The following is a 26,935-nucleotide window of genomic DNA, read 5'->3' as shown; positions in this document are numbered from 1 at the left end:
TGAGATAATGACAGAATATACACCAATGATTAAGCAATACTTAGAAATCAAAGACAAATATCAAGATGCTTTCTTATTTTTCCGTTTAGGAGATTTTTATGAAATGTTTTTTGAGGATGCACTCAATGCTTCTCAAATTTTAGAAATTACATTGACTGGTCGCGAAGGTGGAACAAAGGAGAAAATCCCTATGTGCGGAGTTCCTTATCATTCAGCGAGCGGTTACATTGATACGTTAATTGAAAAGGGATATAAAGTAGCTATTTGTGAGCAAGTAGAAGATCCTAAAACAACGAAAGGCATGGTAAAACGAGAAGTAGTGCAGTTAATTTCACCTGGAACCGTCATGGATGAACGAGGATTAAAGGCGAAAGAAAATAACTATATCGCCTCACTTTACTGTTACGAAGGAAAGGAATACGGTTTTGCTTACTCTGATTTATCTACTGGTGAATTAAAATCAACGGTTATTGAAGCTAGCGAAGACCGCTTAATTAATGAATTAACAACCCTTTCAACTAGAGAATTAATTGTTTCCAAATCAGAAAAAGAAGTTCTTTCTGACGTGATGAAAGAACAACTTGGTTTAACTTTTTCGGTTCATGAAGAAGATACTATCCCAGCGGAAAACGAAAAATTAGTTACGCGCCATATGTCGCTCTCAGAAAAACGAGCTATAGGTAAATTACTCCACTATTTAAAAGAAACCCAAAAGCGGGACTTAGGTCACCTGCAACAAGCGATACACTATGAAACTAGTAACTACATGAAAATGGATTACTATTCGAAACGTAATTTGGAATTAGCAGAATCCATTCGTGGTAAAGGACGCCAAGGAACGCTACTGTGGCTTTTAGATAATACACAAACAGCTATGGGCGGAAGAATGCTAAAACAATGGATTGATCGCCCGTTAATTGACCGTAAGCAAATTATTGAACGTCAAGATGATGTCAGTGAACTAATGGCTCACTTTTTTGAGCGCCTAGAATTAGTAGAAAACCTAAAAAACGTTTACGACTTAGAACGTCTTGCTGGTCGAGTTGCTTATGGAAATGTAAATGCGCGTGATTTAATTCAACTGCGCAATTCGTTATACCAAATACCTCGTATCCGAGCGACGTTATTATCAATGAATAGTAAGAATTTAACAGCACTTGCTAATCAATTAGATCCATGTGAAGAACTAACGGAAAAACTAGAAGAAGCAATTGTCGACTCAGCACCGATTTCCATTCGCGAAGGCGGAATAATTAAAGATGGTTACAATAGTCAACTTGATACGTATCGTGATGCAAGTCGGAACGGAAAAACATGGATTGCGGAATTAGAGCGGAAAGAGCGCGAACTAACTGGAATTAAAACGATGAAGGTAGGCTTTAACCGCGTATTTGGTTACTATATTGAAGTTACCCGGGCGAACACGCATCTGCTCCCAGAAGGCCGCTATGAACGCAAGCAAACACTAGCCAATGCAGAACGTTATATTACCCCAGAGCTAAAAGAAAAAGAAAAACTCATTTTAGATGCAGAAGAAAAAAGTATGGAATTAGAATATCAACTATTTACAGAAGTACGCGAAATGGTAAAAGACTACATAGAACGCCTCCAAAAATTAGCGAAGTCTGTAAGTGAAATCGATTGTTTACAAAGTTTTGCAGATATTAGTGAGAAAAACCATTTCATTCGCCCTACCTTAAGTGAAGACGGGTCACTGCACGTTAAACAAGGTCGCCATCCTGTTGTAGAAAAAGTAATGGGTGCGCAAAGTTATGTCGCTAATGATTGCGATTTAGATCAAAATAGAGAAATTTTGCTTATAACGGGCCCCAATATGTCAGGTAAAAGTACGTATATGCGTCAAGTTGCTCTAACAGCGATATGTGCTCAAGTAGGATGTTTTGTTCCCGCCGAAGAAGCAACTCTACCAATTTTCGACCAAATTTTTACTAGAATTGGGGCAGCAGACGATTTAATAGCTGGCCAAAGTACCTTTATGGTAGAAATGCTAGAAGCTAGAAATGCTATTGTCCATGCTACAAAAGATAGTTTGATTTTATTTGATGAAATCGGTCGTGGAACTGCTACTTATGATGGTATGGCGCTTGCTCAGGCAATTATCGAGTATATTCACGAAAACGTTCATGCTAAAACACTATTCTCCACCCATTACCATGAATTAACAGATCTTGAGAAAGAATTACATGGATTACAAAACATCCATGTGAGTGCTGTTGAAGAGAATGGGAAAGTGGTATTTCTTCATAAAATTAAAGAAGGACCAGCAGACAAAAGTTATGGTATTCATGTTGCTGAATTAGCAGAACTACCTAAATCCTTGATTGAACGAGCAAGTCGCATTTTAGAGCAGTTAGAAAGTAATGATAAAAAAATAATTATTACGCAAGATAAACAACCAGAAGAAATTCACGAAGAAGTGCAGCTATCAATGTTCCCGGTAGAACCAGAGAAAAAAGCATCTTCTAAAGAAACAAAACTATTAAAAGAAATTGCCGCCATGAATATTATGCAGATGACGCCAATGGATGCGATGAACAAATTATACGAACTCCAAAGTAAAATTCATTAAACAGAAAGGCGGGTTTTAAATGGCTAAACATATAGTGGAATTAACCGATGCTTTATCCAATAAAATAGCTGCCGGAGAAGTAGTAGAACGACCTGCTTCTGTCGTTAAAGAATTAGTCGAAAATGCGATTGATGCAGGGAGCACAGTAATCGATATTTTGGTGGAAGAAGCGGGATTAAATAAGATTACAATTATTGATAACGGTAGTGGTATTGAGGAAGAAGACGTTGCAACAGCCTTTTTGCGCCATGCTACGAGTAAAATTAAAAACGAAGCTGATCTATTTCGTGTTCATACTTTAGGGTTTCGCGGAGAAGCACTTCCTAGTATTGCGTCTGTATCTCATTTAACTTTAGAAACTTCTACAGGTGAAACAAAAGGAACTACTATCTCTCTTGAAGGCGGAAAAATCATCGAACAAAAAAGTGGTCACGCCCGAAAAGGAACGCAAATCGAAGTATCGCAATTGTTCTTTAATACTCCAGCGAGATTAAAATATTTAAAAAGTTTACCAACTGAACTTGGAAATATTACCGATATTTTAAATCGTCTTGCTTTAGCTCATCCAGATATTAGTTTCCGGTTTTCACACAATGGGAAACCTTTGCTTCAAACAAACGGAAATGGAGATTTACGTCAAGTGATCGCAGCTATTTATGGGGTGTCTATCGCTAGAAAATCGATTCCAGTTAAGGCAGAGTCGCTTGATTTTAAAATTTCAGGTTATGCCGTATTGCCAGAAGTGAACCGTTCCAACCGTAATTACATTTCAACGATTATTAATGGACGTTTTATCAAAAACTTCGCACTAGTAAAAGCGATACAAGAAGGGTACCATACACTTTTACCAATTGGTCGTTTTCCAATAATCGTGCTACAAATCGAAATGGACCCAATTATTGTAGATGTCAACGTTCATCCAGCAAAACTTGAAGTGCGCTTAAGTAAAGAAAAAGAACTTGGCCAGCTCATTAGTCAGATGATTAAAGACGCATTTCATCAGTTGCAATTAATTCCAGATGGAGAAGTTTCAAAAAAACAAAAAGAACAACAAAAATCCGAACAAATTCAGATGTCATTTGAAGAAAACAGACAGCCAAAAGAACCGCCGACGCTTTTCTCAAAACCAAATATTCCTGAATACGTACCATCTGATGAAATAGTACCAAAAGAAGACGACTTTATTTTAGAAACGATGCCTACTTATAATCCGGAAACGCAGCCTGAACAAGTAGAAGAGCAAAAAGAACGTATTCCGAAAATGTATCCAATCGGACAAATGCATGCGACTTATATTTTCGCTCAAAATGAAAATGGTCTATATATTATTGATCAGCATGCCGCGCAAGAACGAATTAAATATGAATTCTATCGTGAAAAAATTGGAGAAGTAAGTCGAGAATTGCAAGAATTACTCGTGCCTATCGTGTTAGAATTCCCATCAGATGAATATGTCCGACTAGAAGAACAAAAAGCGAAACTAGAAGAAGTTGGTGTTTTTCTTGAAAACTTCGGACAAAATAGCTTTATTATTCGCGCACATCCAACCTGGTTCCCAAAAGACCAAGAAGAGGAAATGCTCCGCGAAATTATCGATGAAGCCTTGTCAGCACCAAGTATAAGTATTCATAAATTAAGAGAAGATACCGCGATTATGATGAGTTGTAAAAAATCAATTAAAGCAAATCACTATTTAACTATGCAAGATATGGAAGCACTTCTTGACACACTTAGAGAAGCAAGCGATCCATTCACTTGTCCTCATGGCCGCCCAGTTATTATTCAATATTCAACTTACGAACTCGAAAAAATGTTTAAACGTGTCATGTAGAAGAGGAGGAATACAATTGAAGTTACCATTTTCTGGTCAATCAATCATCCCAGCTGCACATAATCAAAAAGACATGGAAAAGATATTAGAGCTTGATTTGACCTATATGGTGATGCTCGAGACTCATGTTGCTCAGCTTAAAGCTTTAGTAAAATACGCACAAGCTGGCGGGAAAAAAGTTTTGCTACATGCTGATTTAGTTAATGGTTTAAAAAATGATGACTATGCAATTGACTTCTTATGTAAAGAAATTTGCCCAGATGGAATTATTTCTACAAGAGGAAATGCGATTATGAAAGCAAAACAACATAAAATGCTTGCCATTCAGCGTTTATTTATGATAGATTCTAGCGCTTATAACAAAGGAGTGGCTTTAATCCAGAAGGTCCAGCCTGATTGCATTGAACTTTTACCCGGCATCATTCCAGAACAAGTACAAAAGATGACTCAAAAGCTTCACATTCCAGTGATTGCGGGAGGATTAATCGAAACAACACAGCAAGTGGATCAAGTAATTGCTAGTGGCGCAATTGCTGTTACCACATCGAATAAATATTTATGGTAAAAAGTAGCTAAGTCGTAGTTGTAAAACGGCTTAGCTATTTTCATGAAAAACAATGAAAACGCTACATAAACTGTAAAAGCATTGGTGCGCAATTGATTAAGCGTTTTCTAACTGTTTTATACAAATAAAAGAAATCGAAACTGTACCATAACAGGAGTGGGTGTTTGAAGTGGTACAGGAAATATAAGAAATTAAAATTAAAACAAAATTAGAATAATGATAAAGTGGTTAAAACGCATTAAATTAGCGTTCTTGGCTACTTTGAAAGAAAAAGTCACATAAAATTCATAAAAAAGTTTGAAAAATATTGCACAAAACTGTAGCATTTTTTGTAGAATATGTTATGATAACAGTGTAGATTATTTATAAATTAGTTTGCTCAAAAAAGCACGCTCGAGATTGAACAATAAATGGAGGTTATATGATGACTGAACAATGGTATGAATTCGCAGGTGGTAACTGGCAACAAGAAGTAGATGTACGTGACTTTATCTTAAAAAACTATCGCTTATATGACGGTGACGACACATTCTTAGTTGGCCCAACCGAAGCAACAACAAAACTTTGGGATCAAGTAATGGACTTAACTAAACAAGAACGTGAAAACGGTGGCGTACTAGATATGGATACCAAAATCGTTTCAACCATTACTTCACATGACCCAGGTTACTTAAACAAAGACTTAGAAAAAGTTGTTGGTGTTCAAACTGACGTACCTTTCAAACGCGCTTTACAACCATTCGGAGGAATCCGTATGGCAGAAGTAGCAGCTGAATCTTATGGTTTTAAAGTAGACGAAGAAATTAGTCATATTTTTTCTGAATACCGTAAAACACATAACCAAGGTGTATTTGATGCTTATACTGCTGAAATGCGCGCAGCTCGTAAATCAGGCGTAATCACTGGTCTTCCAGATGCTTATGGCCGTGGACGTATTATTGGTGACTACCGTCGTGTTGCACTATACGGAGTTGACTTCTTAATTAAACAAAAGAAACAAGATTTAAACAATACAGGTTTACGTACAATGAGCGATGACGTTATCCGTCAACGTGAAGAACTTAACGAACAAATTCGTGCTCTTGGCGAATTAAAAGTACTAGGCGAAAAACATGGTTTCGATCTTGGTCGCCCAGCTAAAACTGCTCAAGAAGCTTTCCAATGGTTATACCTTGGTTACCTAGCTGCTATTAAAGAACAAAATGGTGCTGCAATGAGCTTAGGACGTACATCTACATTCCTTGATATTTATGTAGAACGTGACCTTCGCAATGGCCTAATTACTGAAGAAGAAGCACAAGAAATTGTTGACCACTTCATCATGAAATTACGTCTTGTAAAATTTGCTCGTACACCAGATTACAATGAATTATTCTCTGGAGATCCAACTTGGGTTACTGAATCCATCGGTGGTATTACGGAAGAAGGCGTTCCACTTGTAACGAAAAACTCATTCCGTTTCTTACACACGTTAGATAACTTAGGACCAGCTCCAGAACCAAACTTAACTGTACTTTGGTCCACTCATTTACCATCAGGATTCAAGAAATTCTGTGCTAAAATGTCTATCAAAACATCTGCTATTCAATACGAAAATGACGATGTTATGCGCCCTAAATGGGGAGACGACTATGCGATCGCATGTTGTGTATCCGCAATGCGCGTTGGTAAACAAATGCAATTCTTTGGTGCTCGTGCCAACCTTGCTAAAACACTTCTTTACGCAATCAATGGTGGTGTCGATGAAAAATCTAAAGCACAAGTTGGACCTGCTTATCGTCCAGTTGAAGGCGACGTATTAGACTACAAAGAAGTAATGGAAAAATATGATGCAATGATGGAATGGATTGCAGAACTTTACCTTAATACATTAAATGTTATTCACTATATGCATGATAAATATGCTTACGAACGTATCGAAATGGCTTTACACGATACAGAAGTATTACGTACAATGGCAACTGGTATCGCTGGACTTTCTGTTGCAGCTGACTCCTTATCTGCTATTAAATATGCTACTGTTCGTCCAATCCGTGACGAAGACGGCATCGTGGTTGATTATGAAATCGAAGGCGACTATCCTAAATACGGAAACAATGATGACCGTGTAGATGAAATCGCAGTTGAGCTTCTAAAAACATTCATGACTAAAGTTAGAAAACATAAAACTTACCGTGATGCAGTTCACACAACTTCTGTTCTTACAATCACTTCTAACGTGGTTTATGGTAAGAAAACTGGTAACACACCAGACGGACGTCGTGCTGGCGAACCATTTGCACCAGGTGCGAACCCAATGCATGGTCGCGATACTAAAGGTGCTTTAGCTTCTCTATCTTCCGTAGCTAAACTTCCTTACGAATATGGCCAAGATGGTATTTCTAACACATTCTCTATCGTACCAAAAGCTTTAGGTCGCGAAGATGAATCACAAATCAATAACTTAGTTGCAATGCTTGATGGTTATTCCACAAAAATGGGACATCACTTAAACATCAACGTATTCAATCGTGATACATTACTTGATGCGATGGATCATCCAGAAGAATATCCTCAGCTAACTATCCGTGTATCCGGATATGCAGTTAACTTCATCAAATTAACTCGTGAACAACAATTAGATGTTATTCACCGTACAATGCACGAATCTATGTAATATTAAGGCGAGAACGCTTCAACAAGGATTGCTCACCAGTAGCAATCCTTGTTATTTAGGAAAGGAAGAGGAGAATTATGACAGAGGTTTTAGGAAGAGTTCATTCAGTAGAAACAATGGGAACAGTGGACGGTCCAGGTATCCGTTTTATTGTTTTTATGCAGGGGTGTTTACTTCGTTGCCAATTTTGTCATAATCCCGATACTTGGAAAATTGGTACAGGCACAGAACGTTCGGCTCAAGATGTATTTGACGAAGCGATTAAGTATAAAGAGTTTTGGGATGCATCAGGTGGTGGCGTTACAGTTAGTGGCGGTGAACCATTACTTCAAGTAGATTTCCTAATTGAGTTTTTCACGCTATGTAAAGCAGCAGGAGTGCATACAACTATCGACTCTTGTGGTGGCTGTTTCACTCGTGATCCTGAGTTTATCGAGAAATTGGATCGTTTGATGGAAGTAACAGATTTAATTTTACTTGATATTAAACAAATTAATCCAGAAAAACATTTAAAACTAACTACGAAATCCAACGCACCAATTATCGATTTTGCTCACTATTTACGCGATAAAGAGCAACCAATTTGGATTAGACACGTGCTAATTCCAACTAAAACAGACGACCCAGAAGATTTAACAAAGCTACACGAATTTATTCAAACCCTTCCAAATGTAAAACAAGTGGATGTGCTTCCATACCATACGATGGGCGTTTACAAATGGAAAGAAATGGGCATCCGTTATCCGTTAGAAGGTATCGAAGCTCCAGAAGAAGAAGTGGTAGCACTTGCAAATAAAATCTTAGAAACTAGTAGTTATAAATAGTAAAAACCGGCGAATACTATGTTCGCCGGTTTTTTTATAGTATTTTATACATTTCCTCACACCATTTTAATTCGGTTTGAATCAAATCTAATCGCCTTGCATATACTTGATAAGACATGTTTTTTAGCTTGTCTTGTTTGGTTTTTAAATCAAATAATTTAGCGAAATGGTCGAGCGTTTCTTCAATTAGGCCTAACTGTTCTTTTAAGTAAGTTTCTCGTTCTTGAATAAGTCCTTTTGTTCGAGTGTTATTTAACCAATCTAGTTGAACTTTTGTGGTGAATTCATCTCTGGTTACAGGGATTTTAAGTGGAGTTTCTGACCATTCAAGTAGGGAATCTAAACCGGATTGTGTAATAGTGTAGACTTTTTTATCAGGCTTTTTATTCTGTGAATGTTTATGAACTACTAAAAAACCTGCCTTTTCTAACTTAGATAATGAAGGGTAGATTTGACTGTGATGCGTATTTTGCAAGATTCTAAGTCGATTTGCTAGCTCGTAGCCACTAGATGCTTCACGAGCAATCATTTGTAATAAAGTATATTCTAATACATTGGGTATCATAAAGTAGCACCTCTAAATTTCTATTTAACCTTATTGTAAGCGATAAACATCAATAAGTAAAATGGTTATATATGTAATAAATTATATATGTAAATATTGACATTGGTATTTATCAAGCGTAATATAATAGTTGAGTTTTATTTTGGAAAGGGAAGTGTAGTTGTATTATGATGACAGACAAGGAAATGAACACGGGGAAATGGATAACTGCAGCAGCTAGTTTGCTTGCTTTTATGGGGATTGGAGTTGTGGATCCACTTTTACCTTCTATTGCAGAAAGTATTGGCGCATCCCATTCACAAGTAGAAATGTTATTCACTGCTTATATTTTTACAATGGCGATTATGATGATTCCAATTGGTATTGTCGCAGGTAAATTGGGTGACAAAAAATTAATCGTTATCGGACTATTTATCGTAACTATTTTTGCATTATTATGTGGTTTATCAGATACAATTGGCGCTTTATCCATTTTTCGTGCTGGCTGGGGCTTTGGTAATTCAATGTTCATGGCTACAGCGATGACAATGTTAATTGCTTTATCAGAAACGCCAGGGCATGCAATTGGGATTTATGAAGCTTCTATGGGCCTTGGGATGGCATTTGGACCTTTATTAGGAGGGATCTTAGGAAATGTTTCGTGGCGCTATCCATTTTTTTCTACAGCTTGCTTAATTTTTATCGCATTTTTACTGATTTTGTTCAAAGTAAAAGAACCGAAAAAAGTTGTTCAAGCGCCTACTGAAAAAAATGAAGTGGCTATCAAACAGATGTTACATTTGTTTAAATATCGTCCATTTTTACAAATTGCATTTAGTGGCATGTTTTATTATTATTGTTTCTTCACAATTTTAGCTTATTCGCCACTCGTTCTTGGTTTATCAGCAATTCAAATCGGTTTTGTATTTTTTGCTTGGGGACTATGCTTAGCGCTTGGTTCTGCAAAAGTTTCTCATGCATTAGAATTTCGTTTTAATAGTAAACAAATATTAAAGGGATCGTTACTTGCGTGTGCTGTTATTTTAGCATTACTAGGATTTATTGATAATACAGCCGTTGATATTGGTTTAATAGTTATTTCAGGCTTAATATTAGGCATAAACAACGCCTTGTTTACAACAACTGTTATGGAGCACTCGCCATATGCAAGAAGTGTCACTAGTGGGGCATATAACTTTGTACGTTGGCTAGGGGCAGCATTTGCACCACTTTGTTCCGGCTTACTCAGTGAAGCATTTGGTATGAAAATGCCATTTATAGTAGCCAGTGTCATTTGTTTAGCTGGTATGGGACTTCTCTTTATTAAACTAAAACCGGCACATTTCGCACTTCAACAATCTACTTCAATAAAAAGTGAATAAAAACGACAGGCTGAGCAATTTTGTTCAGTCTTTTTTTATGCTAATTATTAATTATTTAATGTTTATCGTTAAAAATCTGTTGACACACTATCTCTCTATTATGTATAATCTAGAAAAAAAGGGGGAGACTTACATGAAACTAAAACGATTGCAAAAAATGAGTTATTTTCTACATATTACCCTTAAGATTTTGTCTGTAGGTGCGATTCTGGTAGCCGCTTTAGCTATTGTGCTGAAGTTGTTTAATCGTAATAATATCAGTATAAATAAGATGGAATTAAACACTATTTTAAATTTTAATACCGAATATTTTGTAGGTAATGACATTTCCCAATATGTTCAAACGGAAGAGTGGCTTACAGTTGGTATTTCAGTCCTTTATGCTATTTTAATCGCTTGGATGCTATGGATTGCTAGTACCATTTTTAAAGATTTAGCAGCTGAATTCACACCTTTTAATGATGTTGAAATTAAAAGGCTGCATAGAATTGCACAATTAATGCTCGTTTATGCGTTAGGTCCACAAATTTTATACTCAGCTTTGCACACAATTTTAATACCGGGTTATAGTATTCATTTAGGGCTAGATATGGCATTTTTCTTTGCAATTATTTTTTATTGTTTGACTGAAATATTTCGTTATGGTGCAGCTTTGCAAAAAGAATCTGACGAAACTTTATGAATGGAGCGAAAAACGATGGCAATTGTATTGAGGCTAGATCGTATAATGGCCGACCGTAAAATATCTTTAAACCAACTGTCCGAAGAAGTTGGGATTGCTAATGTCAACTTATCCAAAATCAAAACTGGCAAAGTAAGCGCGATACGATTTTCCACATTAAATGAAATCTGTAAAGCATTAAACTGCCAGCCTGGTGATATATTAGAGTATGTGGCTGATGAGACGCCTGAAAACAATCTAAAAAACGGAGGATGAACAACTATGAAGCATAACAATCAACTAGAAGCCGTGTTGGTAAATAAGAACAAAGTATTAGTAATCGGTCCAAATGGTGCCGGAAAATCAACTTTCGCAGCAAAAATCGGCGAAAAATACGGCTTTGAAGTATGTCATCTTGATAAAATTTTTTGGCAAGAAAATTGGAATCATATAACTGAAGCGGAATTCGAAAAGAAAGTTAATGAAGTAATGAGTTCTAACAAGCCATATATCATCGATGGAGACTATTTTTTTAATCTAAGTAAAAGGCATGAATATGCTGACTTAGTTATTTGGATTAAAATTCCGTTATTAGTATGTGTAGCAAATATAATCAAAAGACGCTTTAAATACATGTTCAGTACACGACCTGATATAACTGCTGGTTGCGACGAAAAGTTAAGTTTTTCATTTTTAATTTATGCATTGAAGTATAATAAGCGTTCTGGTAAACAAACGAAAGAATTATTAGCAGAAGTATATCAAAAAGAAGTATTTGTGATAGATAGTTATCATAAACTGAGGAAATATTGATTATTAGCTAGAATAATTGGTGAATTAGCGTGTATTGGTTGTTTGCAATAATATGCATTACTTCCTATAATATATATTATGTAAACTAGAAAATTTAAGATTAAGTAAGAGGAAAAGCATTGCCTCCTCTTACTTTCAAAATTGAACACGCATTAAGTTGTTTGCCTTAATGAAACAATAACATATTTATTGTAGCAGTTTATGTTAAGAAAATGCATAATTTGAGAAGAAAAAAATATGCATTATATAGAAACTCCAAAGAAAGCTGGTAAAATAATAACATGCTTCTCGTTAGAAGTTTAAGCAAAACTTCCATCCACTTGTACGTAAAATTCACTATTTCTTTAGAATTTCTCTCCACGATATTTTCTTGCATTTAAAACTTGTCATTTCATCATCAACGTTCCAATGAAATTCACCATTTTTATAGTAAAGATTTGCTTCTTGGATTTCTGATGACGTGTTTAAATCGTTATTTATGCAAAAATGAGTAACGCCTTCTAAATAAAATTCTATAGTTGTTAATGTATCTGCTTGTCTTTGAATCATCAATTTGACTACTGGATTCGTGCCCATTACCATCGATAAGTCGCTTTCAACTACATATGTGCTACTTGAGTAAGTTAAACCAGTAATGCAACTATCATGAAAATGATTTAATAAGTCCATTAATTTTACAATATCGGTTTCGTTTTTTATTTGTTTCCATTCCATTATGCTAATTCTCCTTTATGTATAATCTATTTTCATTATACCATCGCTTATTCAAACAAAAAAAGCCTTAATCATTTTTGTGCTTTTTTAATAATGCTACTACCATGTTATGACTTTTGTTCCATTCAAAAACCCCTCCTGTTTAATTCGAGTAAAATGAATTAAACAGGAGGGGTTTTTTATTTTGTCGCACATTCGTAGATCAGTTCCTATTCCTCTGCAATACCCCACTCAATTTCATTACGCGCTTCATCTAAAGTGTTTCCTTCTAATTTAGCATTTTTTAGAAGTTCATCCAAAGAGTTGAAATCTTGACAATGTGTTCCGTCATCTCTAGATAAACTACTTTCACCATTAGCACCATGACTAATCCAATAATCAGCCTCATGGTATGTAAATAGATATTCTTCTCCGCGATATAACCCCTCTTTAAATAACTTATAATCCTGCTCATTCATTTAAATATATACCTCCTTTATTTTTATTCAATAATCTTTACCTCTAACGCCTTTAGAATTGAAACTATGTCTATGTGGAACTTTAGGATGTAGCTTAGCATTACCATAATTTGTATAATCTATATCCATTTGTGCTTTACCATTTTTATCATAATAACGTCTTTGCTCAAGTTTCTTTCCATCATAAAAATCTTTCGATGAATATGCTTTACTACTTTTATATGGCAATGACTTTGTCTTAGTAGATTTTACAACATTAGAATGACTAGCTGTTTTAGTACCTTTTGACTTTGCGGTATTATAAGCTTGTGCTGTCGTAGGCTTAGGTTTTGCAGACCCTCCTCCTGGTTTAACTTTCATGCCCCCTCCACCCGCTAAACCAGGTCCAGAGCTACCCTCATGTACAACATTCTTAGCTGTTGCATAAGTAGTATTCAAAGAAAATAATGAAATCAATAATACTGTTGCTACACTAATTAAAAATGTTTTCCTTGTTTTTTTCATGTTATCTCTCCTTAGTTGTCTATGTTTTAAATATAATTTTAACATAACAACTAAGTCCTTAATTATATAAAAAATAATATTCGTAAAATATACAAAATTTTTATTTAAATAATTACGAAAATTATCATTTGTTTTTATATAATGTTATTTTTTTATTTATTTATAAATAGGAAAAACATTATTAGTTACTTTGCACTATATTCTTCATAATTTGCTTCTAATTTATCCATATAATTAAAAGCAATCATTGATACTTTATTTTCGTTATCGATTTTACACAATATTTTATTTAACTTTTTACTAACTAACTTTCTTTGCAGGATATGCCATGTATAAATAATTTTTATTATCGTACACTGATATATACCATCACTTATTTAAACAAAAAAAGCCTTAACCCACAACTGTGATTAAGGCTAGTTTAATCTTATTTCGCTATTTTTCTTGAAATGTTGTTGATTGATTTTAGCTTTTTATGAAGATTAAATGATACTACTTATACTCTTTCAATGATGATCGCAATACCAATACCGCCGCCAATACATAAGGAAGCTACACCTGTATGTTTATCTTCGTGTTTTAACTCATTTAACAATGAAACAACAATGCGAGCTCCTGAAGCACCGATTGGATGGCCTAGCGCTATTGCTCCACCATAAATATTAAGTTTCTCTTCAGGTATTTTTAAATCTCTTGCAACTGCAACTGATTGAGATGCAAAAGCTTCATTTAAATGGAATAAATCAATATCAGCTATTGAGTAGCCTGCTTTTTCTAGCGCTTCATTAACTGCATAGTATGGCGCATAACCCATATAAGCTGGATCCACTCCGACTTCTGAAGTTACTTTAATTGTAGCTAAATAAGGGATGTTTTCTGCCACAGCTTTTTCTTTGGACATTAAAATGATTGCAGAAGCCCCGTCATTGATACCAGAAGCATTACCTGCAGTAACAGTTCCACCTTCTTGAAAAACACTCTTAAGCGTAGCAAGTTTTTCTAATGTAGAATTAGCACGAATTGTTTCGTCAGCTTCGAAAAATGAACCATCCTGAAGTTGAACAGGAACTATTTCCTCTTCAAAAAGATTTTTTTCTTGCGCACGAGCAGCTTTCATTTGCGAATTATGGGCAAACTTATCTTGCTCTTCTCTTGAAACGGAATATTTATCTGCCACATTTTCTGCAGTAATTCCCATGTGGTATTCCCCGTATACATCTGTAAGTCCGTCAATAAGCATGCTATTTTTTAAATCTTTCGGGTTAATTTCTTCACCAACTAGTTCAGGGTTAAGTAGTAACGGCGCTTGGGACATATTTTCGGTCCCTCCTACTGCTACTATGTCAGCCTCCCCTAGTTGAATTGCTTGTCTACCAAGCATGATAGCTTTTAAACCAGAGCCACAAACTTCATTAATTGTCACACCTGGTACTTTATAAGGAATCCCGGCTTTAATAGCGACTTGTCTTGCTACGTTTTGGCCGAGACCTGCTTGTAAAACATTACCAAAAATAACTTGATCCACACGTTCTGGAGCAATGTTAGCTCTTTTTAAAACACCTTTTAAAGCGGTAGCACCAAGGTCTACTGCACTGATGTCTTTCAAACTACCACCAAATTTTCCAATTGGTGTTCTAACGGCATCTATTATAACTACTTCTTTCATAGCAATCTCCTTTAAATGTAATCTACCCGTATTATATCATGAAACTTGCTAAAAACTCACTAGATTAAGCCCAATGTATTGTATTTTCCGCATTTTTCTACTAAAATTGAAGTACTTACAAATAAAATATAAAGGACTTGAGCTTACATATGAAAATTGGAATTGATAAAATAGGTTTTTATACTCCTGCGTTTTATGTTGATATGACTGAACTTGCTGAAGCTAGAAACATTGATCCAAATAAATTTACCATTGGAATTGGCCAAGATAAAATGGCTTTTGCCCCTATCACCCAAGATTCCGTCACAATGGGTGCAAATGCGGCTTTACAAATTTTAGATGAAGAAGATCTAGAAAAAATTGATTTGGTTATTTTAGCAACTGAATCTGGAATTGATGAGTCAAAAGCTGGTGCTGTTTATATTCACCGTCTGCTTGGGATTCAGCCTTTCTCTCGTGCTATTGAGATAAAAGAAGCTTGTTACGGTGCTACTGCGGGCATTAATCTAGCGAAAGATTATGTCGCAAAACATCCTGATAGTAAAGTACTTGTGATTGGCTCTGATATTGCGCGTTATGGACTTGAAACTGGTGGAGAAGCAACACAAGGTGCTGGAGCAGTTGCAATGGTTATTTCAGCTAATCCGCGCTGTATTACGCTTTTAGATGATAACGTATTCTATACAGAAGATATTATGGACTTTTGGCGCCCTGTGTATTCTGAATACGCTTGTGTAGAAGGTAAATATTCAACAGAACAATATATTCACTTTTTCCAAACGATTTGGAATAAATATTCAGAGAAATTTGGTAAGAAACTAGATGATTTTGCGGCAATTTGTTTCCATTTACCATATACAAAAATGGGTAAAAAGGCATTAGATACAATTATTGAAACGGCTCCAAGTGATGTACAAGAAAGATTATTAGAAAATTATCGTTTAAGTACGCTTTACAGCCGCAATGTTGGTAATATTTACACTGGTTCGTTATATTTAAGCTTCATTTCCCTGCTGGACAATCAAGCGAATCTACAAGCAGATGATAAAATTGGCTTCTTTAGTTATGGGTCTGGAGCTGTTGGGGAGTTTTTCCATGGAGAGCTTCAACCAGAATATAAAAAATATATTCGTAAAGAGGCTCATGCTGAATTATTAGCTAACCGTACGAAGCTATCTATTCCGGACTATGAAACTAAATTTAAAGAACAATTACCAAAAGATGGTTCTACGCTTGAAATCGACCCTGCTAGCGATCCAGCGCCAATTATTTTAACAGGAATACAAGATCATAAACGTCAATATATAAAAAAATAACGATCAAAAAAACCGACTAGGCTCATTTAGCTAGTCGGTTTTACTTTGAATCGTTTAAATTTTCTTGGGGACAAAAAACGGATAAGAATGTATCCTAGCATAATGCCACAAACATTTAAGAATACATCTCCAGTATCAAAGAACCCCACATGCATTATATACTGCATCCCTTCTACTGCAAAAATCAACATTCCTGCTGAAAGTAATGCAGTAAAAAATCCTAATTTCTTTAATAAAAAGCCAATTGGAACAAAAGCGAGTACATTTCCTACAATGATAACACGCAAGTTTCCAGCCAAGAATGTGTCAATAAAACCAAAAGTATCACTCGAAAATCCTTGAGTATCGGAAGCTTTTCCGAATAATAAACAAACAAGAATACTGAAATAAATTATATAGCAAAAAACGAGTAATGCTTTATTTATTTTCCAGTTTACTAATTGAACTGCGACAAAATAGAGTAAAATCGCCGTTATGCCAACCGTAATGTAGCCCATATGACTTACTGTCGCCATTACGTGCTTTAAATAAAAATAAAGCCATCCTTGGAACCAGGAAAAATACATAGTTACTGCAGCAATTAAAGAAATGATTGGTAAAACAAGAATTATGAAGTATTTTTTCATCCTGGTGTCCTCCTTTTCAAATCTTACACCTAGCTTAACACTTGAAAATAAGGACTTTCTTAAAAGGATTTAAAGATTTTCTAAGTTTTTCTCTTTTACAAATAAAAATAAAATGCCGCCAACGAGGAAAAGAACAATTAAGCTAGCTACCCCGTACTGTGTTTTTCCAGTGATTTGCGTGATTACGCCCATCAGTGCCGGACCCATAATTGCTGAAAATTTACCGAAAATATTATAAAAACCGTAAAATTCATTAGAACGTTTCTTAGGAATGATTTTCCCGAAAAATGATCTGCTTAACGCTTGAATTCCTCCTTGTGAAGTTCCAACTAACATGGCTAAAATCCAAAAATCAAGCGCTGTTTTCATAAACACGGCATAAATACAAATAATAATATAAACAAAAATTGCAGTAAAGATAAGCGGTTTGGCACTAAAACGTTTAGCTAGATAGCCATATAACAACGTAAACGGAAAGGCCACGAGTTGCGTCATTAAGAGAATTAAAATCAATGTCGTTTGCGAAATTCCTAAGTCAATTCCATAAGAAGTCGCCATCCGGAAAATCGTATCCACCCCATCAATATAGAAGAAATACGCAATTAAGAAGATGACAATATTTTTATGTTCACTAATATGACTCACAGTATGAAATAACCTCTTAAAACTTGTTCTGACTGGTTTTTTCACCGCTGGAATATAATGGATTTGATGTACATTTTTCCACATCGGAATCGTAAAAAACAACCACCATAATGCAGTCATAACAAAACCAATATTTACTAAAGCCACATCACTAATAGGTAAAATTCCTGTCGCTTGAAAAATAATGAAAATAATAAACGGAATACAACTACCCAAATAACCATAAGCATACCCAGCAGATGACACTTTATCCATCCTGTCATTAGTAGTTACATCAATTAAAAATGCATCATAAAAAATATTTGCCCCTGAAAAACCGATTAACGATAACACATAAAATCCAAGTAACAAAAGCCAGGCATCCGTAGGGATAAAAATAAGTAAGAAAGTAAAAGCAATCCCTATTGCCGTAAAAATGCCGAAAAACCGTTTCTTAAAAAATTGATAATCTGCTATTGTGCCGAGGATTGGTGCGAGTAATGAAATTAACAAAGTTCCAATGGAGTTCGCATAACCCCAGTAAGCAGTTGACGTTGTATCAGCAATTCCTGCATTTGCTGCCACCCCTTTAAAATAAATCGGTAAAATGGCAGTTGTAATCATAATAGAATAGGCAGAATTCGCCCAATCTTGAAAAATCCAGCTTTTTTCTTCTTTTGTATATGCCAAAAGTATTTCCCCTCTTTTCTATTCGAATAGCGCTTCTATTACAGTACCAGCAGTATTTGGAAATTGTAAGCCTAAAATTCGGGCAAAAGTTGGAGCTTCTTCAACTAAATGTGCATTTGCAATTTTTTTGCCTTTTTTTATGCCAGGTCCGTTAAAAATAATCGCTGTTTTATAATCCGTTTTACTTGGAGAATAGCCATGAACTGCTTTGTAATAACCTGGTTTTCCAAGCATCTCCTCAGTCACTTTTTCGTAAAGAGGACCATCTATGTCATCCATAAAGTAGTAACCACTCTTCCCTTCTACCATAAAAGTAGCCTGGCTGTCAGCACCCCGACGTGTTAATTCCTCAGATGACAAAATTTCTTCTATTTCGTGGATGCTTTGCAGTAAAATCTCGATTTCTTGGTTATGTTTTTCATTTTTCGTATAAATATAACAAGAGCCATCACAGCTTTTAGCATATACTTCCCAGCCTGTAATCTTGCCATCTACTACTGTTAGCCAACCTTTTTCAGCAAAAAGAACATTTAAGCGGATTGCGTGCGTTACATCTATTTGATAATGATCACCCAAAATAGCGAAAACTGTATTTTCATAAATACCAGCATCTTTCGTGGCCTGAATAATTTCAGCTAAACGGTTATCATGTCTTTTTAAAGCGGCTTTTGCTTCTATCGAATGAACTCCGTGGGCATGACGCATACTATCCATATCTACTAAATGTGTTAAAAGTAAGGTTGGTTTTTTGGCTTTTATTGTATCTACAACACTCGCTGTCAAAAATATATCAAGCTCTGGCTGATTTATGCCTTTTCGTAAATGTCCAAATTTTCGGTCCATATCGATTAAAAATAATGGTGAACTAGCATGAAGCGACACCATCATTTGCGTTAACCAAAAGCGATTTGGGAAAATTTCCGCAATATTATAATCAATACTACTTTTTGCTGCAACTGGCCATAAAAAAGCTGCGGTTGTCATCCCTTTTTCTTTTGCTAAATCATATAAAGTGGGAACTTGAATCGCTTTTTTATACCAAAACCAGTCTGGTGAATCTTTCTCGGGTTGAATTTTTGTGTTATTTATAATGCCGTGAGTTTTCGGATAATGACCAGTAATAATACTCGTATGTGCTGGATATGTAAGTGATGGATAAATCGTTTCTACTTCTTGAATATGTGTCCCAGTTTGGATTAATTCTCGTAAAACTGGTAAATCAGACGTGTCCTTTAAATCAAGTGCTCCTAGCGCATCTAATGAAATCACAAAAAGATGTTGTTTCATTATGCTTTCCCCCCTTAAAAAACAGGGGTTTTCCAGCTAATCTGGAAGAACCCCCGTGTGCATTACGTATGACTGATTGTATCTTTTGGTTGGTTAACTTCTTCTTGATTCGTGACGCCTAGAACATCCAAGAAGAACATTACAACTGGAATACCAACGATTAATCCCCAAATTCCAAAGAAATGCTCCCCGAAAATAAGAATAATGAAAGTATAAAAAACTGGTAAATTTGTTTTTGCTGACATAAGTTTTGGATTAAGTACATAAGATTCAAGTGCATGGATAATGATGACAACTACTAAAATATAGAAAATGTATTCTACGCCACCGATTGAATAACCAATGATAGTCAGCGGGATAAGAGAAATAATAACCCCGGCTACTGGAATTAATCCAAGTAAGAACACCATTATCGATAAAGTCATCAATTGCGGGAAGCCTAAAATCCAGAGCGCTATCGTCGTAAGTACAGCATTAACAAGAGCGATGATAAACTGTGCTTCGATTACTTTCCCAAAAGTAGCCACAAACTTTGAACCAAAGAATTTTACTTCTTCGTATATAAAGCCTATCTTACTAGTGGAAAATTGATTGGTAAACGAAATCAAATGATCTTTTCCTAATGAGAAAAACAAACTTAGCATAAGTGCGATAAATACGTTCATCAACACTGTCCCAACGTTAGTCAAATAAGTTAGAATCATTGAAACGCCTTGTTCTGTGTATTTCATAATATCAAATTGATTTGCTAGACTAACAATGTAGTTAATAAACTCATTATTACTATCTGTTTTTAAGAAGCTATTACCAAATTTCACTAATTGATTTATTTGATCCGCTAAAACAGGAATATATTTAACGAAAACGAAGACAATCACGCCTGCAATTAAAACGTAAAGCAACAACACAATAATTTGTCGATAAATTGAAATTCGTCGTAAAATAAAGTTTTCTAGTCGAGTAATAAGGTAAGAAAAAATGAATGTTAATAAAATAATATTCATTTGGCTTCTAAGCAAGTAAAGTACGAAGGCAATTAGCAGAAATACCCCAACGCGTCGTACGCTTCGATTCTGTAAAAATAAACTAAGCTCTTTCAAAAATAAATAACCTCCTACTTAATTTGGCTATTTGTCCTCGCCAATAATTTTAACTTCTGTTTCTAATTCAACATCAAATTTTTCACGTACAGTTTGTTGTACATGAGCAATTAAATTCATATAATCAGTAGCTGTCGCGCCGCCAATATTAACAATAAAACCAGCATGTTTTAGTGAAACTTGTGCGCCGCCAATAATATGACCTTGTAAGCCGCTATCTTGAATTAATTTACCAGCAAAATGGCCTGGTGGACGTTTGAATACACTCCCACAAGATGGATATTCTAAAGGTTGTTTTGCTTCTCTTAGAGCGGTAAGTTCATCCATTTTCGCTTGGATAATGTTCTTGTCTTCTAATTCCAGTGAAAAAGTTGCGTCTAAAACAATATATTTTTTTTCAGCAATCGTACTAAAACGATAAGCTGCTTTTAGCTCAGAACGCTTTAATTTCTTTAATTCGCCGGACTGTGTCAAAACAGTAGCTGCTTCAAGGACATCGCTAATTTCGCCTCCATAAGCGCCTGCATTCATATGTAACGCACCGCCAATCGAACCTGGAATGCCGCACGCAAATTCCAGTCCGCTTAAACTTTCATCTAATGCAAATTTTGCTGTATCAATTAACTTAGCTCCACTCATTGCGATGATTTGTGTGTTTTTTCTTTCAATGGATTGAAGTAAGTCTAAGTGTACGATTACTCCGCGAATACCACCATCTTTAATAATTAAGTTAGAGCCATTTCCAAGAATTGTAAGTGGTAATTTGTTTTGATGACAATAAGTAACGATTTCCTTCGTTTCTTCTATTGTTTTCGGCATAACGAAAACATCTGCATTTCCACCTGTTTTCGTATACGTATATTTAGATAAGGGTTCATTTAATTTAATAGCTATATGAGGAAATTGTGCTTGCAAGTTGTTCATTATTTATTTCAAACCTTTCATTGATGTAATTTTGAAAAATCACTTCCTTTATTTTATCATGGAACCTCACTTTTACAAAGAATTCCATAGTTTTTTTATCAAAATAGGAATAGATAGTAATAATTTAGGGTAATTGGATGATATGTTCTTGAGAATTAAAATCAGAAATGATATGATATAGAACATACATTCGATTAAATTAAGAAAGGGATGAAAAAATGATTCGTTTTGATAATGTATCCAAAAAGTACAGCGATGATAAGACAGCAGTGAATAATGTTACTTTGGACATAAAAGACGGCGAGTTCTTTGTTTTCATCGGACCTAGTGGTTGCGGGAAAACGACAACGTTAAAAATGATTAATCGCTTGATTCCACTTACAACTGGAACCATTTATATTAATGAAAAGCGTATTAGTGATTATGATATTCATGAACTCCGCTGGGATATTGGCTATGTCTTACAGCAAATAGCACTTTTTCCTCACATGACAATTGAAGAAAATATCGCTATTGTTCCAGAGTTAAAGAAATGGAGCAAAGAAAAAATCCATGATCGAATTACCGAATTGCTCGATAGCGTTGGTTTAGATGCGGAAAGTTATCGCCATCGTAAGCCAGCTGAATTATCTGGCGGAGAGCAGCAGCGTGTTGGTGTTGTTCGCGCACTTGCGGCCGATCCAGGAATTATTTTAATGGATGAGCCTTTTAGCGCGCTTGATCCTATTTCACGCCAACGTTTACAACAAGACATTTCCACACTTCAAAAGAAAATCAAGAAAACAATCGTATTTGTTACCCATGATATGCAAGAGGCTCTAGCACTGGGAGACCGTATTTGTGTCATGCAAGATGGCGAAATTGTCCAAGTCGCTACTCCACAAGAAATTGTAAAAAATCCTGAAAATGATTTTGTTAAAGATTTCTTAGCTTCTGGTCACGCGTTCAATACACCGATTTTAGAATCGAGTTTTACAGTAAATGATTTAATAGAGGCTGATTTGTTTTACGCCTATCAAGCTAGTGACGGGACGATGGGAATTTCCTCGAACGAACCAGTTGAAAATCTAGTTCGCCGCATTGCCGAAGAACAATCGGTTCCAGTTAAAGATGAAACCGGTCAGTTTATCGGTACGATTACTAATAAACATGTGATGCAATTTTTAGCGCGTCATCTTGAAAGTTCGGGTGAGCTTGTATGAATACATTACTAGATACATTTGCTGTCCGTAAAGATGAGCTATTCACGGCCTTAGTACAACACATTCAGATTTCGTTCGTATCCCTTTTTATTGCTGTACTCATTGCTTTGCCTCTAGGTATCTACTTAACTAGACATAAACGACTTGCTGAACCAATTATTCAAGTAGCTGCTATTTTTCAAACAATCCCCTCTCTTGCTTTACTTGGATTATTAATTCCACTTGTCGGTATTGGGATAGTTCCAGCAATTATTGCGCTTGTAATCTACGCCCTGTTGCCTATTTTACGGAATACATATACTGGGATAAAAGAAGTTGACCCAGCTCTTGTCGAAGCTTCACGCGCAATGGGAATGAACAAATGGAAAAGATTATACAAAGTACAGCTACCTCTTGCAATGCCTGTAATTATGGCTGGTATACGTACGGCTATGGTATTAATTATCGGTACGGCAACCCTCGCTGCATTAATTGGCGCTGGTGGTCTTGGGGACTTGATTTTACTGGGGATTGATCGCAATGATAATAGTTTAATCCTGCTTGGTGCAATTCCAGCAGCATTACTCGCAATCTTGTTTGATTTCTTACTGCGATTCCTTGAAAAAGCATCCTTTAAAAGTACGATTATTACGATTTCAGCAGGAATTTTACTCACTGCCGCAATCATCGTCGTTCCTTATTTTGCTTCCGATAAAAAAGAAATTACGATTGCCGGGAAATTAGGCGCAGAACCAGAAATTTTGATTAATATGTACAAATTAGTTATTGAAGATGAGACGGATTTAAAAGTTAATGTGAAACCTAATATGGGTAAAACAAGCTTTGTCTTTAATGCTTTAAAATCAGGTGATATAGATATTTATCCTGAATTTACTGGTACCGTATTAGAAACTTTCTTAAAAGAAAACGCAAAAACGCATGATCCAGAAAAAGTTTACACGCAAGCACGTGATGGTTTAGCAAAAGATTTTGATATGACATACTTAAAACCAATGGAATACAATAACACTTATGCGCTTGCTGTTTCACCTGAATTTGCTAAAGAAAACAAATTAGAGAAAATATCTGATTTAAATCCAGTAGCTGATCAGGTTAAAGCAGGATTTACACTAGAGTTTAAAGATCGTTCGGACGGATATAAAGGCATTCAAGATAAATACGGACTTACCTTCCAGAACTTGAAAACAATGGAACCAAAACTTCGCTACAATGCAATTAAATCTGGTGACATTAACTTATTAGATGCTTATTCTACTGATAGTGAACTTGCTCAGTACAAGCTAAAAGTGCTAGAAGATGATGAACAACTCTTCCCTCCTTATCAAGGGGCACCTCTTATGCTGACGAAAACATTAGATAAATATCCAGAACTGAAAAAACCATTAAACAAACTTGCAGGGAAAATTACAGACGATGAAATGCGTAAAATGAACTATGAAGTGAATGTAAATGGTAAATCAGCTTATACAGTAGCTAAAGATTATCTACAAGATCAAGGAATTATTAAATAGAAAAAAGCTAGGTGGTTTTTACGCCACTTAGCTTTTTTGTTATTGTCTGATTAAATTTTTCACTTTATTAATATTGGGTTTATAGAAACGACAATGTGTTTCGAACTCTTTATTAAATTCAGCAGCACGTTGGGTTAAGGACTGCTCATGATCAAGCATTAAGCCTTCTTCAAGAAGAGGTCTAAGCGAAATAATTTGATCAAATACAAGTCCAGCATTCGTATCACTTAGAACAGATACGATTTTTCCTAATGCTTTTTGTTTTTCAGTTGGTAATTCTTTTTGATGGAGATGGAACCATTTTGCTAATTGTTTCCGATTCTTTCGTGTTGCTTCTAAATAGATACTTTGCGCATATGCAGCTTTGGTAAACGCAATGGAAAGATTTTCAGCTGATTCCCAGTCTTCTTCTAAAATTTCACCTTGCATTTTAATTTTTTGGTTGAGCAAAGTAATATCTTCTTGATAAACGTCTAATTTGCGTTGTTGTTGTTTATAAACTTCCATCGCTAAATTAAGTTCATCAATCGTTGGCTGCATTTGTTCACCAAAAATAGTATTATCATTTAGAATTAATTGTGTTTGTTCTATCTTTTCAGCAATAATGCTATCGCGTTCCTTAATTACATGAGCACGTTTACCCAAGTATTCAAAATAGAAATTATACTTTTGAATGCGATTAACTACTGCTTCTGCTTCTTTCATTGTTGCTGGTTCGTCTTTTGAGTTTAGTACAGTGACTCCAGCTACTTTGTTTAATTTTGTATAAATAATGATTGTGAAAACTTCGCCGTCCAGTTTGATTGTGTACGGTAGTTTATGTTGCTGTTCTAAAAGCCTTTTATGTTGTTTTAATAGTTTATCCGTCATCGTTAATCAACACCTTTACTACGCCATTAGTATTATATAATTCAATTATATAGCATAAAGATGAAAATTTCGAGGGAAAGAAATGAGAAAATTATTTTTAATTGTTTACATAATATAATTATCGTAATCTTCTCTTTTTATAATGAAGTTAAAGTGTAAAATAATAAGTAGATATTTAAGACTGCGATAAAAATTGCAACAGACCAAGACACTATTTTTAACCATGGTGAGTTAACGAATTCGCCCATCTTCTGTTTATCACTTGTGAACATAACTAAGGGAATAACAGCGAAAGATAGTTGCATGGAGAGTATTACTTGGCTGAAAATAAGCAACTCATTTATGCCATTTGCTCCATAAAGTGCTGTAATAATAACTGCTGGAACAATTGCTAGTACACGGGTTAATAAGCGGCGTACTACTGGTTTTAGACGGATATTTAAGAAACCTTCCATAACGATTTGACCAGCTAATGTGCCTGTTAATGTCGAATTTTGACCAGAAGCAAGTAAAGCTACTGCAAACACCGTACTGGCGATGCTACTTCCAAGTGTTGGATTAAGTAATTTATAGGCATCTTCAATTCCAGCTACGTTATGTTGTCCAGTAGTATAAAAGGCAGCAGCAGCTAAAATTAAAATAGATGCATTAATTAATAACGCAATAGTTAAAGAGAACGTTGAATCGATAAATGAAAAACGAATCGCTTCTCTCTTCCCTTCTTTTGTTCGCGCGTATTGTCTTGTTTGCACGATCGATGAGTGCAAATATAAATTATGCGGCATAACTGTTGCACCAAGAATCCCAAGTGCGATATAAAGCATAGTTGGGTTCGTAACGATTTCTGATTGCGGGATAAAACCTTTCGCAATAGCTTGCATATCTGGGTGTGACATTACCATTTCAGCTCCAAAACATACAAGAATCGTCACCATTAAGGTAATAACAATAACTTCTATATAGCGGAAACCTTTATGTTGTAAAAATAATACAAGAAAAATATCTAATGCTGTTATACAAACGCCCCAAATCAAAGGAATGCCAAAGAGTAAATTAAGCGCAATCGCACTACCGATAACTTCAGCAATATCAGTTGCAATAATGGCTAATTCAGCTAAAATCCATAGGACAAAGCCAAATGGTTTGGAAAAATGATCGCTTGATGCTTGAGCTAAATCGCGCCCAGTCACGATACCTAATTTTGACGCAAGTGATTGTAGTAAAACGGCTAAAATATTAGAAATTAAAATAACTGATAATAAAGTGTAACCAAATTCCGAACCCCCGGCAATGGATGTCGCCCAGTTTCCAGGATCAACATAGCCAACTGCAATAAGGGCACCTGGTCCCATAAATGCAAATAATTTCCGGAAGAACTTTGCGTTTTTGGGAATTGCTACTGAATTATTTACTTCGCTTAAGCTGGGAGCATTCTGTGCTTTTCTCCAGCTTTGTTTTGTGCGTTCTGTTTTTTCCTTTTTCATGCTCCCTGACCTTCTTTCGTTTATGATAAAAAGTTTACTACGGGAAACATTCTTTGTCAAACGAAAAACACAACCTTTTTATGAAGCTGGTAG

24 protein-coding genes are annotated in these 26,935 nt (G+C 35.4%); 12 read left to right on the top strand and 12 right to left on the bottom strand.

Annotation, left to right across the window (positions count from 1 at the left end; genetic code table 11):
• Nucleotides 1-7: 7 nt before the first annotated feature.
• The 5 genes from mutS to pflA all read left to right on the top strand — a co-directional run bounded on the left by mutS (nucleotide 8) and on the right by pflA (nucleotide 8,466).
• Complete coding sequence (gene mutS / locus OC533_RS01455; protein WP_194323438.1) at nucleotides 8-2,590, top strand: DNA mismatch repair protein MutS; 2,583 nt, start codon at nucleotides 8-10, stop codon at nucleotides 2,588-2,590.
• Nucleotides 2,591-2,609: 19 nt separating this feature from the next.
• Nucleotides 2,610-4,421, top strand: a complete 1,812-nt coding sequence (gene mutL / locus OC533_RS01450; protein ID WP_160463857.1) for a DNA mismatch repair endonuclease MutL — start codon at nucleotides 2,610-2,612, stop codon at nucleotides 4,419-4,421.
• Nucleotides 4,422-4,437: 16 nt separating this feature from the next.
• Complete coding sequence (locus tag OC533_RS01445) at nucleotides 4,438-4,986, top strand: glycerol-3-phosphate responsive antiterminator (RefSeq protein ID WP_160463856.1); 549 nt, start codon at nucleotides 4,438-4,440, stop codon at nucleotides 4,984-4,986.
• Nucleotides 4,987-5,410: 424 nt separating this feature from the next.
• On the top strand, nucleotides 5,411-7,642 hold the full coding sequence (gene pflB / locus OC533_RS01440) for a formate C-acetyltransferase (protein ID WP_010991535.1): 2,232 nt from the start codon (nucleotides 5,411-5,413) through the stop codon (nucleotides 7,640-7,642).
• Nucleotides 7,643-7,719: 77 nt separating this feature from the next.
• Nucleotides 7,720-8,466 (top strand): pyruvate formate-lyase-activating protein, encoded by a 747-nt coding sequence (pflA, locus tag OC533_RS01435; protein ID WP_003721912.1) that lies wholly within the window; start codon nucleotides 7,720-7,722, stop codon nucleotides 8,464-8,466.
• A 34-nt stretch (nucleotides 8,467-8,500) separates the two neighbouring features.
• On the opposite strand, the gene OC533_RS01430 is transcribed toward pflA, so the two are convergent.
• Nucleotides 8,501-9,031 (bottom strand): PadR family transcriptional regulator, encoded by a 531-nt coding sequence (locus tag OC533_RS01430; protein ID WP_003762199.1) that lies wholly within the window; start codon nucleotides 9,029-9,031, stop codon nucleotides 8,501-8,503.
• A gap of 167 nt (nucleotides 9,032-9,198) precedes the next feature.
• Between OC533_RS01430 and mdrL the strand changes: the two genes are divergently transcribed.
• From mdrL to OC533_RS01410, 4 genes are all read left to right on the top strand, one after another.
• Nucleotides 9,199-10,392: a multidrug efflux MFS transporter MdrL gene (gene mdrL / locus OC533_RS01425; RefSeq protein ID WP_045554158.1), complete on the top strand. Its 1,194-nt coding sequence runs from the start codon at nucleotides 9,199-9,201 to the stop codon at nucleotides 10,390-10,392.
• Nucleotides 10,393-10,525: 133 nt separating this feature from the next.
• A complete protein-coding gene (locus tag OC533_RS01420) occupies nucleotides 10,526-11,074 on the top strand; it encodes a DUF2975 domain-containing protein (RefSeq protein WP_003766848.1) in 549 nt (182 codons plus the stop codon).
• Between the two features lie 15 nt (nucleotides 11,075-11,089).
• A complete protein-coding gene (locus OC533_RS01415) occupies nucleotides 11,090-11,329 on the top strand; it encodes a helix-turn-helix domain-containing protein (RefSeq protein WP_031649315.1) in 240 nt (79 codons plus the stop codon).
• A 6-nt stretch (nucleotides 11,330-11,335) separates the two neighbouring features.
• Nucleotides 11,336-11,866 carry an AAA family ATPase gene (locus tag OC533_RS01410; RefSeq protein WP_194323439.1) on the top strand — a complete coding sequence of 177 codons (531 nt, stop codon included), beginning with the start codon at nucleotides 11,336-11,338 and terminating at the stop codon, nucleotides 11,864-11,866.
• 336 nt (nucleotides 11,867-12,202) lie between these two features.
• Here the strand turns inward: OC533_RS01410 and OC533_RS01405 are convergent, their stop codons facing one another.
• From OC533_RS01405 to OC533_RS01390, 4 genes are all read right to left on the bottom strand, one after another.
• Entirely contained in the window at nucleotides 12,203-12,580 is a 378-nt protein-coding gene (locus OC533_RS01405) for a hypothetical protein (RefSeq protein ID WP_070753113.1), read from the bottom strand.
• 209 nt (nucleotides 12,581-12,789) lie between these two features.
• Nucleotides 12,790-13,038 carry a hypothetical protein gene (locus tag OC533_RS01400; protein WP_003771797.1) on the bottom strand — a complete coding sequence of 83 codons (249 nt, stop codon included), beginning with the start codon at nucleotides 13,036-13,038 and terminating at the stop codon, nucleotides 12,790-12,792.
• Nucleotides 13,039-13,065: 27 nt separating this feature from the next.
• Nucleotides 13,066-13,542: a hypothetical protein gene (locus tag OC533_RS01395; protein ID WP_194323440.1), complete on the bottom strand. Its 477-nt coding sequence runs from the start codon at nucleotides 13,540-13,542 to the stop codon at nucleotides 13,066-13,068.
• A 496-nt stretch (nucleotides 13,543-14,038) separates the two neighbouring features.
• Nucleotides 14,039-15,208: a thiolase family protein gene (locus OC533_RS01390; RefSeq protein WP_185482084.1), complete on the bottom strand. Its 1,170-nt coding sequence runs from the start codon at nucleotides 15,206-15,208 to the stop codon at nucleotides 14,039-14,041.
• 149 nt (nucleotides 15,209-15,357) lie between these two features.
• On the opposite strand from OC533_RS01390, the gene OC533_RS01385 reads away from it, so the two are divergent.
• Nucleotides 15,358-16,524, top strand: coding sequence for a hydroxymethylglutaryl-CoA synthase (locus OC533_RS01385; protein ID WP_194323441.1), 1,167 nt, complete (start codon nucleotides 15,358-15,360; stop codon nucleotides 16,522-16,524).
• Between the two features lie 26 nt (nucleotides 16,525-16,550).
• Here the strand turns inward: OC533_RS01385 and OC533_RS01380 are convergent, their stop codons facing one another.
• The 5 genes from OC533_RS01380 to murB all read right to left on the bottom strand — a co-directional run bounded on the left by OC533_RS01380 (nucleotide 16,551) and on the right by murB (nucleotide 21,775).
• On the bottom strand, nucleotides 16,551-17,150 hold the full coding sequence (locus tag OC533_RS01380) for a VanZ family protein (protein ID WP_003771804.1): 600 nt from the start codon (nucleotides 17,148-17,150) through the stop codon (nucleotides 16,551-16,553).
• 69 nt (nucleotides 17,151-17,219) lie between these two features.
• A complete protein-coding gene (locus OC533_RS01375; protein ID WP_003762234.1) occupies nucleotides 17,220-18,464 on the bottom strand; it encodes an MFS transporter in 1,245 nt (414 codons plus the stop codon).
• Between the two features lie 18 nt (nucleotides 18,465-18,482).
• Entirely contained in the window at nucleotides 18,483-19,751 is a 1,269-nt protein-coding gene (locus tag OC533_RS01370; protein ID WP_194323442.1) for an alkaline phosphatase family protein, read from the bottom strand.
• 62 nt (nucleotides 19,752-19,813) lie between these two features.
• Complete coding sequence (locus OC533_RS01365) at nucleotides 19,814-20,851, bottom strand: AI-2E family transporter (RefSeq protein ID WP_003766862.1); 1,038 nt, start codon at nucleotides 20,849-20,851, stop codon at nucleotides 19,814-19,816.
• A 27-nt stretch (nucleotides 20,852-20,878) separates the two neighbouring features.
• On the bottom strand, nucleotides 20,879-21,775 hold the full coding sequence (gene murB / locus OC533_RS01360) for a UDP-N-acetylmuramate dehydrogenase (protein ID WP_003771810.1): 897 nt from the start codon (nucleotides 21,773-21,775) through the stop codon (nucleotides 20,879-20,881).
• Nucleotides 21,776-21,993: 218 nt separating this feature from the next.
• Between murB and OC533_RS01355 the strand changes: the two genes are divergently transcribed.
• Nucleotides 21,994-22,977: an ABC transporter ATP-binding protein gene (locus OC533_RS01355; protein ID WP_003771813.1), complete on the top strand. Its 984-nt coding sequence runs from the start codon at nucleotides 21,994-21,996 to the stop codon at nucleotides 22,975-22,977.
• Nucleotides 22,974-24,488: an ABC transporter permease/substrate-binding protein gene (locus OC533_RS01350; protein WP_003771815.1), complete on the top strand. Its 1,515-nt coding sequence runs from the start codon at nucleotides 22,974-22,976 to the stop codon at nucleotides 24,486-24,488. The genes OC533_RS01355 and OC533_RS01350 overlap by 4 nt, the downstream gene beginning before the upstream one ends.
• Before the next feature lie 39 nt (nucleotides 24,489-24,527).
• Here the strand turns inward: OC533_RS01350 and OC533_RS01345 are convergent, their stop codons facing one another.
• Together OC533_RS01345 and OC533_RS01340 are read right to left on the bottom strand one after the other, a co-directional pair.
• Entirely contained in the window at nucleotides 24,528-25,358 is an 831-nt protein-coding gene (locus tag OC533_RS01345) for a hypothetical protein (protein WP_003771816.1), read from the bottom strand.
• A gap of 137 nt (nucleotides 25,359-25,495) precedes the next feature.
• Nucleotides 25,496-26,842 (bottom strand): Nramp family divalent metal transporter, encoded by a 1,347-nt coding sequence (locus OC533_RS01340; protein ID WP_003766871.1) that lies wholly within the window; start codon nucleotides 26,840-26,842, stop codon nucleotides 25,496-25,498.
• Nucleotides 26,843-26,935: the final 93 nt, after the last annotated feature.

This window comes from Listeria sp. Marseille-Q6474, from assembly GCF_946902005.1.
Lineage (GTDB): Bacteria > Bacillota > Bacilli > Lactobacillales > Listeriaceae > Listeria > Listeria innocua.
This window is presented reverse-complemented; position numbering and strand designations above follow the sequence as displayed.

Coding starts and splice junctions, on each gene's coding strand:
- mutS (WP_194323438.1), top strand. CDS start 8: ATGACAGAATATACACCAATGATTAAGCAATACTTAGAAATCAAAGAC.
- mutL (WP_160463857.1), top strand. CDS start 2,610: ATGGCTAAACATATAGTGGAATTAACCGATGCTTTATCCAATAAAATA.
- pflB (WP_010991535.1), top strand. CDS start 5,411: ATGACTGAACAATGGTATGAATTCGCAGGTGGTAACTGGCAACAAGAA.
- pflA (WP_003721912.1), top strand. CDS start 7,720: ATGACAGAGGTTTTAGGAAGAGTTCATTCAGTAGAAACAATGGGAACA.
- OC533_RS01430 (WP_003762199.1), bottom strand. CDS start 9,031: ATGATACCCAATGTATTAGAATATACTTTATTACAAATGATTGCTCGT.
- mdrL (WP_045554158.1), top strand. CDS start 9,199: ATGATGACAGACAAGGAAATGAACACGGGGAAATGGATAACTGCAGCA.
- OC533_RS01420 (WP_003766848.1), top strand. CDS start 10,526: ATGAAACTAAAACGATTGCAAAAAATGAGTTATTTTCTACATATTACC.
- OC533_RS01415 (WP_031649315.1), top strand. CDS start 11,090: ATGGCAATTGTATTGAGGCTAGATCGTATAATGGCCGACCGTAAAATA.
- OC533_RS01410 (WP_194323439.1), top strand. CDS start 11,336: ATGAAGCATAACAATCAACTAGAAGCCGTGTTGGTAAATAAGAACAAA.
- OC533_RS01405 (WP_070753113.1), bottom strand. CDS start 12,580: ATGGAATGGAAACAAATAAAAAACGAAACCGATATTGTAAAATTAATG.
- OC533_RS01400 (WP_003771797.1), bottom strand. CDS start 13,038: ATGAATGAGCAGGATTATAAGTTATTTAAAGAGGGGTTATATCGCGGA.
- OC533_RS01395 (WP_194323440.1), bottom strand. CDS start 13,542: ATGAAAAAAACAAGGAAAACATTTTTAATTAGTGTAGCAACAGTATTA.
- OC533_RS01390 (WP_185482084.1), bottom strand. CDS start 15,208: ATGAAAGAAGTAGTTATAATAGATGCCGTTAGAACACCAATTGGAAAA.
- OC533_RS01385 (WP_194323441.1), top strand. CDS start 15,358: ATGAAAATTGGAATTGATAAAATAGGTTTTTATACTCCTGCGTTTTAT.
- OC533_RS01380 (WP_003771804.1), bottom strand. CDS start 17,150: ATGAAAAAATACTTCATAATTCTTGTTTTACCAATCATTTCTTTAATT.
- OC533_RS01370 (WP_194323442.1), bottom strand. CDS start 19,751: ATGAAACAACATCTTTTTGTGATTTCATTAGATGCGCTAGGAGCACTT.
- murB (WP_003771810.1), bottom strand. CDS start 21,775: ATGAACAACTTGCAAGCACAATTTCCTCATATAGCTATTAAATTAAAT.
- OC533_RS01355 (WP_003771813.1), top strand. CDS start 21,994: ATGATTCGTTTTGATAATGTATCCAAAAAGTACAGCGATGATAAGACA.
- OC533_RS01350 (WP_003771815.1), top strand. CDS start 22,974: ATGAATACATTACTAGATACATTTGCTGTCCGTAAAGATGAGCTATTC.
- OC533_RS01345 (WP_003771816.1), bottom strand. CDS start 25,358: ATGACGGATAAACTATTAAAACAACATAAAAGGCTTTTAGAACAGCAA.
- OC533_RS01340 (WP_003766871.1), bottom strand. CDS start 26,842: ATGAAAAAGGAAAAAACAGAACGCACAAAACAAAGCTGGAGAAAAGCA.